General features: G+C 73.2%; 12 protein-coding genes. 4 read left to right on the plus strand and 8 right to left on the minus strand.

Going from position 1 to position 12,303, the window contains the following annotated elements; translation table 11 throughout:
* The first annotated feature begins 50 nt into the window (after positions 1-50).
* A complete protein-coding gene (locus FHX81_RS38640; RefSeq protein WP_141983382.1) occupies positions 51-1,241 on the plus strand; it encodes a serine hydrolase domain-containing protein in 1,191 nt (396 codons plus the stop codon).
* A gap of 30 nt (positions 1,242-1,271) precedes the next feature.
* Here FHX81_RS38640 and FHX81_RS38645 read toward each other — a convergent pair whose 3' ends face one another.
* Genes FHX81_RS38645 through FHX81_RS38670 form a run of 6 tightly spaced genes read right to left on the minus strand, consistent with a single transcriptional unit; the run spans position 1,272 to position 8,127 of the window.
* Entirely contained in the window at positions 1,272-3,026 is a 1,755-nt protein-coding gene (locus tag FHX81_RS38645) for a condensation domain-containing protein (RefSeq protein ID WP_141983383.1), read from the minus strand.
* A 5-nt stretch (positions 3,027-3,031) separates the two neighbouring features.
* Positions 3,032-3,967, minus strand: a complete 936-nt coding sequence (locus FHX81_RS38650) for a thioesterase domain-containing protein (RefSeq protein ID WP_141983384.1) — start codon at positions 3,965-3,967, stop codon at positions 3,032-3,034.
* A complete protein-coding gene (locus tag FHX81_RS38655; protein ID WP_141983385.1) occupies positions 3,964-5,433 on the minus strand; it encodes an AMP-binding protein in 1,470 nt (489 codons plus the stop codon). Before FHX81_RS38655 ends, FHX81_RS38650 begins: the two co-directional genes overlap by 4 nt.
* 2 nt (positions 5,434-5,435) lie before the next feature.
* A complete protein-coding gene (locus FHX81_RS38660) occupies positions 5,436-5,945 on the minus strand; it encodes a phosphopantetheine-binding protein (protein WP_141983386.1) in 510 nt (169 codons plus the stop codon).
* Positions 5,939-6,715 (minus strand): hypothetical protein, encoded by a 777-nt coding sequence (locus tag FHX81_RS38665; RefSeq protein ID WP_141983387.1) that lies wholly within the window; start codon positions 6,713-6,715, stop codon positions 5,939-5,941. Before FHX81_RS38665 ends, FHX81_RS38660 begins: the two co-directional genes overlap by 7 nt.
* Positions 6,706-8,127 (minus strand): AMP-binding protein, encoded by a 1,422-nt coding sequence (locus tag FHX81_RS38670; protein WP_141983388.1) that lies wholly within the window; start codon positions 8,125-8,127, stop codon positions 6,706-6,708. The genes FHX81_RS38665 and FHX81_RS38670 overlap by 10 nt, the downstream gene beginning before the upstream one ends.
* A gap of 151 nt (positions 8,128-8,278) precedes the next feature.
* Between FHX81_RS38670 and FHX81_RS38675 the strand changes: the two genes are divergently transcribed.
* The 3 genes from FHX81_RS38675 to FHX81_RS38685 are packed head-to-tail and all read left to right on the plus strand — an operon-like array spanning position 8,279 to position 11,176.
* On the plus strand, positions 8,279-8,539 hold the full coding sequence (locus FHX81_RS38675; RefSeq protein WP_141983389.1) for an acyl carrier protein: 261 nt from the start codon (positions 8,279-8,281) through the stop codon (positions 8,537-8,539).
* Positions 8,536-9,771 carry a beta-ketoacyl-[acyl-carrier-protein] synthase family protein gene (locus FHX81_RS38680; protein ID WP_141983390.1) on the plus strand — a complete coding sequence of 412 codons (1,236 nt, stop codon included), beginning with the start codon at positions 8,536-8,538 and terminating at the stop codon, positions 9,769-9,771. Before FHX81_RS38675 ends, FHX81_RS38680 begins: the two co-directional genes overlap by 4 nt.
* On the plus strand, positions 9,764-11,176 hold the full coding sequence (locus FHX81_RS38685) for a condensation domain-containing protein (protein ID WP_141983391.1): 1,413 nt from the start codon (positions 9,764-9,766) through the stop codon (positions 11,174-11,176). Before FHX81_RS38680 ends, FHX81_RS38685 begins: the two co-directional genes overlap by 8 nt.
* A gap of 52 nt (positions 11,177-11,228) precedes the next feature.
* On the opposite strand, the gene FHX81_RS38690 is transcribed toward FHX81_RS38685, so the two are convergent.
* Both FHX81_RS38690 and FHX81_RS38695 read right to left on the minus strand, forming a co-directional pair.
* Positions 11,229-12,008 carry a 2-hydroxy-acid oxidase gene (locus FHX81_RS38690; RefSeq protein WP_141983392.1) on the minus strand — a complete coding sequence of 260 codons (780 nt, stop codon included), beginning with the start codon at positions 12,006-12,008 and terminating at the stop codon, positions 11,229-11,231.
* A complete protein-coding gene (locus FHX81_RS38695) occupies positions 12,005-12,286 on the minus strand; it encodes a phosphopantetheine-binding protein (RefSeq protein ID WP_141983393.1) in 282 nt (93 codons plus the stop codon). Before FHX81_RS38695 ends, FHX81_RS38690 begins: the two co-directional genes overlap by 4 nt.
* Positions 12,287-12,303: the final 17 nt, after the last annotated feature.

A 12,303-nucleotide genomic window follows, 5' to 3' on the forward strand; every position in this document is an offset into this window, starting at 1 on the left:
GTCGTCGCGCGACAGGCGACGTGCGGGCGGATGGGATGGGGTGGAGGCGGATGGCCACCGGCGGCTTCTCGTCGAAAGGGCTGGCGCGCGTGCGGGACGTGGTGGCGCACCAGGTCGAGTCCGGCTTCGCGCCCGGTGCGGTGGGCGTCCTCGCCCGCCGCGGCGAGGTGCACGTCGTGGCGTCGGGCACCCTCGCCTTCGAGGGCACGGGCGCGGGGACGCCCATGGCGGCCGACACGATCTGCCGCACGGCCTCGATGACCAAGCCGCTCGTCGCCGCGTGCGCGATGACCCTCGTCGACGACCGGACCCTGCGCCTCGACGACCCGGTCGACGACCTCCTGCCGGAGCTGGCGGACATGACCGTGCTCGCCGACTTCCACGGTCCGCTGGACGACACCGTCCCGGCGCGACGCCGGATCACGCTGCGGGACCTGCTGGCGTACACCTGCGGCATCGGCGTGATCCCGACCAAGCCGGGGAAGGTACCGCTCATCGACGCGCTGAACGCACTCGACTACTCGACGCCGGACGAGTGGATGCGCGGGCTGGGCGCGCTGCCCCTCGCCCACCAGCCGGGTGAGCGCTGGCTGTACGACACCGCCTCCAACGTGACCGGCGTGCTCATCGCCCGCGCCACCGGGATGTCCTTCGGGGACGCCTTCCGGGAACGGCTCTGCGAGCCGCTCGGGATGAAGGACACCGCTTTCAGCGTGAGCGGCGAGGACATCGCCCGGTTGGCGACGGCGTACCAACGCGACAGTCCCGCCACCGGCGCGCGGGTGGTGGACGACGGCCCCGATGGGCGGTGGAGCCGGCCGCCGGTGTTCGAATCCGGTGGCGGCGGCCTCGTCTCGACCGCACAGGACTACTTCGCCTTCGCCGCCGCCCTGCTGGCCGGCGGCACCCACCGCGGCCGGCGGGTGTTCTCCCGGTCGGCGGTCACGCTGATGACCACCGACCAGCTGACGCCGGCGCAGCGGGAGAACTCCGGGTTCTGGCCGGGGTTCTTCAACGAGATGGGCTGGGGCTTCGGGATGTCGGTCCTGACCCGCCCCAGCCACCACGGCCCGTCGGCCGGCAGCTACGGGTGGTCCGGCTTCTACGGCACCGCCTGGTACAACGATCCCGCCCAGGACCTGACCGCCCTGTTCTTCATGCAACGGGGGCACGCGGGTGACCAGAGGTTGCCGGTGTGGCAGGAACTCTGGCCCGCGGTCTACCAGGCGATCGAGGACTGAACGCGAGGCGGCCGGGTCACCGGGTAGCGGTCAGCGCCCGGTGCCGGTGGCGAGGGGTGCCGGCCACGCGGCGGGGTCCGTCGGGTCGGTCGGGGCGGTGGGGCACAGGACGTAGTGGCGCGGGGTGAGGACGTTGAGGTAACCGGGCAACGCGGCCAGGCACCGGGCGTGTGCCTGCTCGGGCGTACGCACGGCGTCGGTCGCGGTCAGGTAAGCGACCAGGTCGCGGCCGTCGACCGAGCCGAAGGCGCGAGCCGTCGCGGGTGCCAGTGCCTCGTCCAGCAACCGCTGCAGCTCGACGAGGTCGACCCAGCACGAGTCGACCAGCACCCAGTCGGACGTGCGGGTGATGGTTTCCACGCCGGTGGCCTCGCGGATGCCCTGGGCGTCGAGGTCACCCGCCGCCGCGGCCACCAACAGGCGCTCGACGGCCAGCAACAACGACTCCATCTCGGCCCGGGGCACCAGCCCGGTGTCCGAGCTCCACAGGTCGAGCCGGACCCGACCGTCCACCTCGGTCAGGCCGAACCGCAGTGGCGTCCCGTTGTGGGGCACCGGGCGTCCTCGGAGTTCCGTCTGGCGCAACGCGGCGGTGATCTCCTCCGGCCGGTGCTTGACGCCCGCGGTGACGCCGGACCACGACTCGGGCACGAGGCTGTTGAACAACGGGTCGTAGAGGAAGTGCATGCCCCGCTCGTGCTGGGTCCGCGCGTCCGCCGCGCCGCGCTCGACGCCGTCGTACCGGGAGTGCCTGCTCGCCTCCAGCACGGCCGCCCACGTGTGCTTGACCAGCGCGTCGAAGCCGCGGTCGCCGACCTCGACGGCGACGAGGTTGCCCTGCGCCAGGGAACCGACGAAGTCGACGAGGTGGCGCTCGAAGCGGTTGCTCGACAGCGACGGGAACACCAGTTCGCGGTAACCGGTGCGCCGGGCCAGCACCGCGCACGTCGCGGCCAGCACGACGGAGGACCGACTGGACCGCGTGCGGGCCGCCACCTGCCGCACCGCCATCGCGGCGGCCGGTGACGACAGCTCCACCGCCAGCGACTCGCCGGACGGGCTGGTCCCCGGCAGCGCGAGCACGTAGCGGGGTTGCCGCCGCGCCAGGTCGCGGACGTAGTCGTTCGCCGCCCGGGTCCGCCGTCGCTCGGCGGGCGTCGCCTCCAGCTCGGCCTGGTCCAGCGGCTGGTGGCGGGGTTCGCCCACCTGCCGGCGGTCCGGGTGCGCGAGCATCCCGGCGAACTCGCGCTTGAGCACCTCGATGGAGCCGAAGTCGACGGCCATGTGCGAGAAGCCCGCGACGCACGCGATGACCGTGCCGTGCTCGTCGGTGGCCACCGCCATCCGCAGCGTGGTGGCCGCCGTGTCCCGCCGCTCCTGCAACCACGCGAGCAGCCGCACCGCCACGGCGGTGCGGTCGCGGGGACCCCACGGGCCCTCGCCGAGGGCGCACACGTGGAGCGTGAACGCGCCGGTCGCCGAGACCACCTGGCGGGGGTCCTCGCCCCGGACGTAGGTGGTCCGCAGGGATTCGTGCCTGGCCACCAGCACGGCGGCCGTCTCGACCACGTCGGCCACGGACCGCCCGTCGGGCACGGGCAGTTCGACGCGCAGGACGGCGGCGATGTGGTCGTCGTCGGGCCCCAGCCACTGCATGGTGTTGAGCTGGCCGAGGGTCACGGGCCCCTCGGCCGCACGCGACCCGGTGGCGGTGACCTGGATGGCGTCGACGGGGGTGAGCCGGACGCGCCGCCTGCGCCGACCGGTGTCGGTCGAGGTGCTCATCCCGGTCAGCCGATCAACCCGCGCAGCACGCCGGCGACGTCCCCGTCCGGGGGCGTGTGCTCGCGCGTCACCGCCGACGGCCAGTCCGCGAACGCCGGCCGGTCGGGCGAGGGGCCGGGGAAGACGTCGACCGGCCCGGGGTACGGCCGGGGTTCCCAGTCGCGGACGGCGTCCTCGTTCGCCTGCCACACCCGCACCGAACGCCTGACCGACTCGGTGGTCGCGTCCGACGGCACGAGGTCGAGCTCCTTCCACCGGTCCAGGACCTCGACCAGGTCACCGGGTGGCTGGTCGAGCCGCGGTCCGAGGTCGAGGAGACCGTCGTCGACCAGGGCCAGCAGCCGCACCTCGGCGCCGCCCTCGGTGAGCCGGACGGCCATCTCGTGCGCGATCGGCGCGCCGGTCGCACAGCCGCCGAGCAGGTAGGGGCCGGTCGGCCAGGCCGCGCGGACGGCCTCGACGTAGGTGTGCGCCATGGCCGGCACCGAGGCGACCGGGTCGACGTCGGAGTACAGCCCGGCCGCTTGGAGCCCGAACACGGTGAAGTCCTCGCCCAGCGCCTGCGCCAGTCCGGCGTACGCGCCGACCTGCCCGTTGGTCGGGTGGACCAGGAACAGCGGGGGAGCGGTCCCGTCGCCGCGCTGGACCTCCACCAGCGGGCCGGACAACCGTCCGTTGTGGTCGCGCAGCAGGGCGGCGAGCCCCTCCACGGTGGGGTGCTCGGTCACCACGTTCAGGGGCAGTTGGACACCCAGCTCCTCGAACACGGCGTTGACGACCCGGGCCGCGTCGAGCGAGTTGCCGCCCAGCTCGAAGAAGTTCTCCCGGATGCCGACGGCGAACCCGATGACCTCCTGCCACTGCCGGGCCAGCCACAGCTCCACCGGGTCGCGGGGGTACCGGTAGCCGCTGTCGAGCACGTCGTCCACGATCGGGTTCATGGTGTGGGTGCACCACCTTCGTGATCGGCGGCGAGCCGCCAGCGCTGGATCTTCCCGGCCGCGGAGCGGGGGAGTCGGTCGACGAACGCGAAGTGCTTCGGGATCTTGTAGCCGGCCAGCCGCCGACCGCAGTGCGCGGCGAGGTCGGCCTTGCGGACGTGCACCTCGGGGCGCAGCACCACCTGCACGCCGACCACCGACCCGAGGGTCCGGTGCGGCACGGCGAGCGCGACGGCGTCGACCACCGCGGGGTGGGCCAGCAACGCGGCCTCGACCTCGTTCGGGTCGACCTTCTCACCGCCCACGTTGATCGTGCCGTGGTCGCGGGGTTCGAGGTAGAGGTAGCCGTCGCGGTCGAGCCTGCCGCGGTCGCCCACGGTGGCGAAGCCGTCCGGAGTGGTGCGGACGACCTGGTCGTTGACGTAGTCGGACCGGCCCACCCGCTGGGGGGTGCGCATGAACACGGTGCCGGCCTCGCCCGGCGCGACCGGTGCGCCGTCGTCGTCCAGGACGCGGAGCTGGGTCAGCACACCGCGCCCGACCGTGCCCGGCCGGGCCAGCCACTCGTCACCGCGGGCCAGCGTCACGCCGATGCCCTCGGTCGCGCCGTACAGCTCGAAGACCCGCTCGGGGCCGAGCAGGTCGATCCACCCGCGCTTGGTGTCCGCGTCGCAGGCGGCCGCGGTGTGCAGGAGCGCCCGCAGGCTGTCGAAGGCCGCCGGGTCTGCTTCGGCGAGCATCAGGATCTCGCGCATGTGGGTCGGCGTCAGCTGCACCCACTCGACGCGGTACCGCCGCACCAGGTCGACGGTCCACTGCGCGGCGAAGAACGGTTGCAGCACAACGGTGTTCATGTCCAGCAGCGCGTCCACGAACGCGGTGAACGGCGCCGCGTGGTACAGCGGACCGACGATGAGCTGCCGCTGGCCGGTCCGCCACCCGGTCTGCCGGATCACCAGCGACGGCGTCCGCGCGGGGTCGTAGCGCAACGGCCCCGGTCGTGCGGAGATCTTCGGCACGCCCGTGCTCGCGCCGGTCGCCAGCAGGTAGGCCGCGACGCCGTCCCGGGTCGACGGCGCGGCGGCCGACACCACCGCCGGCCCCGGCCGGTTCCCGGCGTCCATCAGGTGCACGTGCCCGTACCGGCGGCCGAGCAGTCCGAACAGGACGTCCCGCTCGGCCGCGGGGGTGGCCGGGTGCAACGGGAAGACGGGCACCTCGGCCGCGAGCGCCGCCGCGATGCCGGTCGCCGCGGCCAGGGTGTTGGCCGCTTCCACTACGACGCACGACGGCACGTCCGGGTCGAGCGCCGCCCGCAGCGCGTCCACCGCGTCCCGCACCGACCCGGCGAGTTCACCCCACGACAGGGTCCGCTCGGCCAGGTCGGCGTCGAACCCGATCAGGGCCGTCCGGCCGGGTTCGGCGCGGGCGATGTCGGCGATCCGCCGGTGCACGGGGAGGGTCATCGCTACCGCAGCATCTCGGCCAGTCGCCGGACGCTGGACGCGCTCATGAACTCGTACACGTCCAGCGGCCGGTCGAACTCCGCTTCGAGCGCGGCGATGATGCCGAGCGCGGACAGCGAGTCGCCGCCCAGCTCCAGGAAGTCGTCGGTCGCGCCGACCGGCCGGACGTCCATCTGCGCCGACCAGATCGCCGCCACCCGCCGCTCGACGTCGTCGCGCGGGTCCTCGAAGAGGGTGCACCGGCCGTCGGCGACGGCCGCCGCCACCTGCGCGGCGTCCACCGCGCCGTCGACCACCGGGAGCCGGTCCACGACGAGCACGCCGTTGAGCCCGCAGTCCTCGCCGAGCTGCTGCCGCACGTGGTTGCGCAGCACCGGCCCGCTCAGGTACTCGGTCAGCTCGACGGCCGCGACGGTGACCTCACGGCCGTCGTGCGCCACGACGGCGACGCCGGCCCGGCTCACACCGGGGTGCGCGGACAGGACGTCGGCTATCTCGGCCACGCTCACCATGGACGCTCTCCTCTCAACAGTTCGGCGACGAGGTCGTGCACCGCGGACTCGCGCAGCAGGTCGGCGTGGTCGAAGTCCAGGTCGAGGCGCCGGGCGTCGTCCACGGGCGGCTCCTGGTCCTTCGAGGACAGGAACAACGGCGTCCCGGAGCGGGTGTCGAACCGGCCCTGGGCGGCCAGCAGCATGTAGTCCACGTAGGCGGTGAACCCGCCGGTGAGCTGCTGCCGGAAGAACTGGTTGAGCGACAGCCGGGCGGCGACCTCGCCCATCAGCGCGTCGTACCGGTCGACCAGGGCCGCGGCGATCCGGGGCAGGTCGTCCGGGTGCGCCTCGACCAGGCCGTCCGCCAGGGCACGCGCGTCGTCCAGCTCCTCGGTGGTCAGGTGGTCCGCGGAGGTCTCGATGGTGGACGTGAACTGGTGGCCCACCGAACCGGCCGTGGTCGCCACGGCGTCGAAGAGCAGGGTCACCGGTGCGGGGGCGGACTTCGCGACGGCGTCGGCGACACAGGTGGCCAGCGACGACCCGGCGCAGTACCCCAGCACCGCGCGGACCGGGCGGCCGGTCGCCTCCACGTCCGCCACCCAGCGGTCGACGCACGCGTCGAGCGGCCCCGCGCCCGGCTGGGTGATGTGCAGGAAGGAGGCGTCCACCGCAACACCGGACGCCAGGTCGGCGAACCCCGCCGCGGCCCGACCACCGGGGAAGTCCAGGCACAGCACGAGGTCCGGCCCGCGGTCGGACAGCCACCGCCAGTGCGTCAGTTCCACGACCCCGCCTCCCGGGTGTCCACGGCCGCCGCCAGCGCCCGGTAGTCGACCTTGCCGCCCGGCGTCTGGGGCAGGCGGTCCACGTGGCGGACCGCCACGTGCCGGCTCGGCACCCCCAGGGTCTCGGCCAACCGCCGCCGCTGCTGCTCGTGCACCTCCGGGTCGCCCGCGCCGAACAGGTACACCACGTCGTCCTCGCCGCGGACCACGGCGGACGGGTGACCGGACCGCTCGACCACGCGCTCCAGGTCGTCCAGGCTGGTGCGGACGCCGAGCACCTTGACGATCCGCTTGGTGCGCCCGGTCAGGTAGAGGTAGCCGTCCCGCAGGTATCCCAGGTCGCCCGTGTCGAGGAGGTCGACCTCGGGTCCCCGGCCGAGGTCGTCGCGACCGCTCGCGTAGCCGAGCATCACGCCCGGGCCGCGGTAGTGCACGGCGCCCTCGCCGGGCGCGGCCCGGTCGTGCGCCTCGGTGGGCGCGATGGTGATGACGCCACCGGGCACGGCCGTCCCGACCGAGCCGAGGCGGTCCGGGAGGGCGGCCGGGTCGAGGCACGTGATCCGCGACGTGGCCTCGGTCTGGCCGTACATGGGGAAGAACCGGCCCCGCCGCCGCTCCATCATCCGCACCAGCCGCATCGTCAGCTCGTCGCCGAGACGGGCGCCCGACTGGGTCATCGTGCGGATCTCGGTGCGTTCCAGCAGGTTCAGGTGTGCCGGGCCGAACGCCGCGTAGGTCGTCGGCACGGCGGCGAACGAGGTGGCACCCGCCCTGGTCGCGTGGTCCCACATCGCCAAGGACAGCGGTGACCGGTCGGTCAGCACGATGCTAGCGCCCGCGCTCAGGTGGCTGTTCACGACCGATAAGCCATAGGCATGGGTAATCGGCAACGTGGTCGGGGCGCGTTCCGCGGCCGTGACGCCCAAGGCGCGGACGATGGCGGCCGCGTTGTCGGCCAACGCGTCGTACGACAGCCGCACGGCTTTGGGGCTCCCCGTCGTTCCGGAAGTCGACAGCAGCAGTGCCGTGTCCGGGAAGATGTCGCCCGCGGGCCGCGTCGAACGCCTGCGGAAGACGTGCGAACCTCCCACGTCCGCACCGGGCTCGTAGCCGAGCGCGGTCAGGTCCGACCCTCCACCGGGTGCCGGTACCACGAATTCCGGTTGGTACTTCGAAAGTATTTCGGACGAGGCGGGCAGGAATGCGACCGTGTGGCCGAGCCGCAGCGCGGCCAGGTAGGTCAACAGCGTGGCCGGGTCGCGGTCTCCCGCGCACAGCACCAACGCCTTGGTGTCGTGGCGCAGTGACCGCTCGGCTTCGCCGACGAGCGCGGCCAGGTCGCCGTAGGACAGCGTCCGCCCGCCGACGAGGTGGACGGCAGGTGACCGCGGCGGCGCCTCTCCGTGCGTCACGAGATCGAGCATCGCCGAGGGCATGGCGCACATTCTGCGGCTGTTCCGGACGGCGGTCCATAGCCCGTATTCGGGTGCGGACTCGTGCTTGACGGCCTCGACCCCGGTGGGGCAGATTCCCGTTGACCTCCCGGAGAGGGGAAGTGCCGCCATGAATTCTGAGATCCGCCAGTTCCTTTTCGACTCGTTGACGGTCATGAAGTACAGCACCGCCGACATGGACGACGACACGGTGCTCGGCCCGGCAGGCGCCGACCTCGAATCGCTCGCCCTGGCGGAGCTCTCGCTCCGGGTGGAGGACCACTTCGGCGTCCGGTTCAACGAGGACGAGGCCGAGCGGTTCGCGGCCATGACGGTCGGCGAGTTCTGCGCCGAGGTGGCCCGACGCGCGCAGACCGCCACGGCGACGTGAGCGCAAGCGTTGCCGTGACGGGGATCGGGCTGGTCAGCCCGGTCGGCACCGCGGTCGAGGAGGTCTTCGAGGCGGTGTGCGCAGGCCGGTCCGCGGTCGTGCGCCCGCCGGCGGGCCACCCGCTGCACGGTGTGCTCGACGCGGCCGCGATCGGGCCGGTCATCGACCCGGAAAGCGTTATGCCGCCGAAGGAAGCGCGGGTCGTCGACCGCTCGATCGTGATGGCCGTGCGCGCCGCGGACGACGCCTTGGCCGACGCCGGGATCGAGATCGGCCGGGACGTCGACCCGTACCGCGTCGCGGTCGTGCTCTCCGGCGTCGGCGGGCTCGCGACGCTGGCGGACCAGGCGGTGGAGCGGTCCCGGCGCGGCCGGCTGGGCGTCAGCCCGTTCCTGCTGCCCGGCGTGCTGCCCAACATGGCGGCGGCGCGGGTCGCGATCAAGTTCGGCGTCCGCGGGTACACGTCGTCCTCCGGCACGGCGTGCGCCGCCGGCGGCCAGTCCATCGGCGAGGCGATGCGCATCCTCCGGTCGGGCGAAGCGGACGTGGTGGTGTGCGGGTGCACCGAAGCGCCGCTGTTCCCGACGTTCGCCGACGCCTTCGGCAACGCGCTGGCACTGGCCCGCGGCTGGCCCGACCCGGCCGGCGCGAGCCGCCCGTTCGACCGGCGCCGCAACGGTTTCGTGCTCGGTGAGGGCGCCGGTGTGCTCGTGCTGGAGCGGTCCGACTTCGCGCGGGCGCGCGGCGCGGCGGTGCACGCGAGCGTGCTCGGCTGGGGTGCGACGAGCGACGCGCACCACCCCACCACGCCCCGGCCGGACGGTTCCAGCGCGGCGGAGAGCATGCGGATCGCACTTCGGGATGCCGGACTGTCCACAGGCGACATCGACTACCTCAACGCCCACGGCACCGGCACGAAGGCGGGCGACTCCGCCGAGGCGTCGGCGATCCGGGGCGTGTTCGGCGACGCCATGCCGCCGGTCAGCTCGACCAAGGGGGTGACCGGGCACATGCTGGGCGCGTCCGGTGTGGTCGAAGCGGCGATCGGCATCGCCGCCCTGCGCAAGGGGCTGCTCCCACCGACCCACAACCTGGACGACCCCGACCCGGCCTGCGACCTCAACCACGTCCGCGGTGAGGCGCTGCCCGCCGCGGTCGGCGCGGTCATGTCGAACTCGTTCGGCTTCGGTGGCCACAACGTGAGCGTGATCTTCGGGAGTGCCGATGGCTGAGCAGGTCGTCCACGACCGCGTCACCGTGCCGTTCTCCGGGCCCGGCGCGGGCACCGCGCCGCTCAGCTGGGGCCAGAAGAGCATCCTCCAGGACATGCGCAACAGCGACTGGACCTACAACATCAGCGGTGCGCACCACCTGCCGGAGCGCCTCACCGTCGCCGACGTCGCCGAACGCCTGGGTCGGCTGATGGGCAAGCACACCGCGCTGCGGACGCGGATCGGCACCGACGACGAGGGCAACCCGTGCCAGGTGGTGCACGGCTCCGGGGAGATCGACCTCGAGGTCATGACCTTCGCCGACCACGTCGACCGCACCGACGCCGTCGACCACGGCAACAAGCTGTGGCTCAAGTGGATGGCGGCCCCGCTGGAAGAGCACACGCCGTGGCCGCTGCGCATGGGCGTGATGCAGCACCGCGGCGAAGCCGTGTACCTGGTGCTCACCCTCGGCCACCTGGTCGTGGACGGCGTGGGCGGGTTGCTGCTCATGACCGACCTCGGGCTGGGCGAGCTGGTCGGCCGCCGGGTGGACCCGGACGCGGTGCGGCTCGCCGACCTCGCCCGCCGCGAGGCGACGCCGGAGCTGCGACGGGTCAGCGACCGGGCCATGCGCCACTGGGAGACCCACCTCCGCTCCCTGCCACCGCTGACGTTCGGCGGACCGGACGCACCCGACTACGAAGCGGGACGGCGGTGCCGCAACGTGCGGTTCCAGTCGCGGGCCGCCTACCTGGCCGTGGTCGAGCTCGCCCGGCGGACCCGCACCGACACCGGACGGGTGCTGCTCGCGGTGATCGCCACCGCGATCGCCCGGACCACCGGCGTCTCCCCGCTGACCCTGCACGTGGCCGCCGGCAACCGGTACCGGCCCGGGCTGGCCGACGTCATCGGCTCGGTGGTCCAGAACGCCGTGCTCACCCTCGACCTCGACGGCACGGTCGACGACGTGGTCGCGCAGGCGCGCCAGGCCACGACCGCGGCCCTGATGAACTCCTACTACGACCCCGACCGGCTGGCGGAGCTGACCGCGCGCCTGGACGCCGAACGCGGCTACCCGGCCCGGATCACGTGCCGGATCAACGACCGGCGGTTCAGCACCAGGACCCGGGCCGACGCGGTGGCGGACGCCGCGCCGCTCACCAAGGACGAGATCAGGGCCCGGCTGCCCGAGACGTACCTCAAGTGGAACAAGTTCGTGTACCGGTGGACCGACCAGCTGTTCGTCAACATCGAGGACCACTCGGACACCCTCTACCTCCAGGTGGTCAGCGACACCGACGTGTTCCCCGCCGAGCAGGTCGAAGCGATGCTGCACCTGGTTGAGGAACTGGCCATCGAGGCCGCGTTCCACCCGGACGTGCCCACGGGCGCATCGCCCGCCCGGTTGTCGCCGGTGCCGTGACGGGCCGGCGGAGACCCGGACGGGAACCGCCCGGGTCACGGTCCACTGAGGACTACTCGACCTCGACCACGGCGAAGCAGAGGTACCGCAGCTCCCGGTCGTAGTCGCCCACCAGCACCGCGCCCTCGGGCGCACCGGCCAACTGCCACCACACGCCCGTCGTGGGCTGCCCGGCCGGTGCCGCGGTGTGGTCGGGGCGGTCCGGCCACACCCCGACGAGGGAGTCGCTGAGCACGAGTCGTGCGCGGGGGTGGCCGGCCGACAGCTCGGCCACCTCGAGGCGAGCCGCCTCCGGGACCGCCTCCGGCGCCACGTCGGGGTACTGGCGGACCTCGGTCACCCGGGTGCCCCGCGCCGATTCGTAGAGCATGGCCACGCCCCGGTGCGCCGCCGGTGTCGCGGCCGCCGACTCGTAGGGCAGCGAGGACTGCTCGACCACGACGAGCAGCGCCCGCCGCGCGCCGTAGTCGCCGATGACGCGCAAGCCGGTGAACGGCGAGGCGCTGCCCTGGTCGCAGATGGCGAACGACATCGGCGTGCCCGGGCAGACGTGGCTGAGGTAGGTCGCGGTCGCGCGGCCCGGCCACACGTCGTGGATGGAGAACGCCAGCACCAGCAGGTCGACCGGCTCGGTCGCGGGCACGACCCCCGCCACCAACGCCCGCGCCATCTCACCGTAGGACTGGCCGGACAACGCGGTGACGGGCCCGGCGCCGAAGGGACGGACCAGGTCGGCGAAGTAGTCGGTCACCTGTGCGCGGTGCTCGTCGTCGGCGAGCACCGCGGCGTCACCGGTGAAACCCCTGCGCCCGGCGCGGACCAGGCGCATCACCAGGGCCGGCTGTGGCCGGCGATGAACGTGGCCAGCTCGCCGACGGTCAGCAGCTCGTCCGGGCGCATCCGCTCCACGTCGATCTGGATGCCCAGCTGCTCCTCCACCTCCAGCAGCAGCTCCAACCCCAGCGACGAGCTGACGCCCAGCTCGTCGGCCATGTGCATGTCCTCGGTGATCGGCTCCTCGCGTTCGACCAGTCGCTTGAGCACGGTCGTCATGGCCTGGACCACGCGGTCCCGCAGGGCGATGTCGATCTGGGCGTCGGGTGCGGTCATGTCGGCCTCCTGGGTGG

It is taken from the genome of Saccharothrix saharensis, from assembly GCF_006716745.1.
In the GTDB taxonomy this organism is placed as follows: domain Bacteria; phylum Actinomycetota; class Actinomycetes; order Mycobacteriales; family Pseudonocardiaceae; genus Actinosynnema; species Actinosynnema saharense.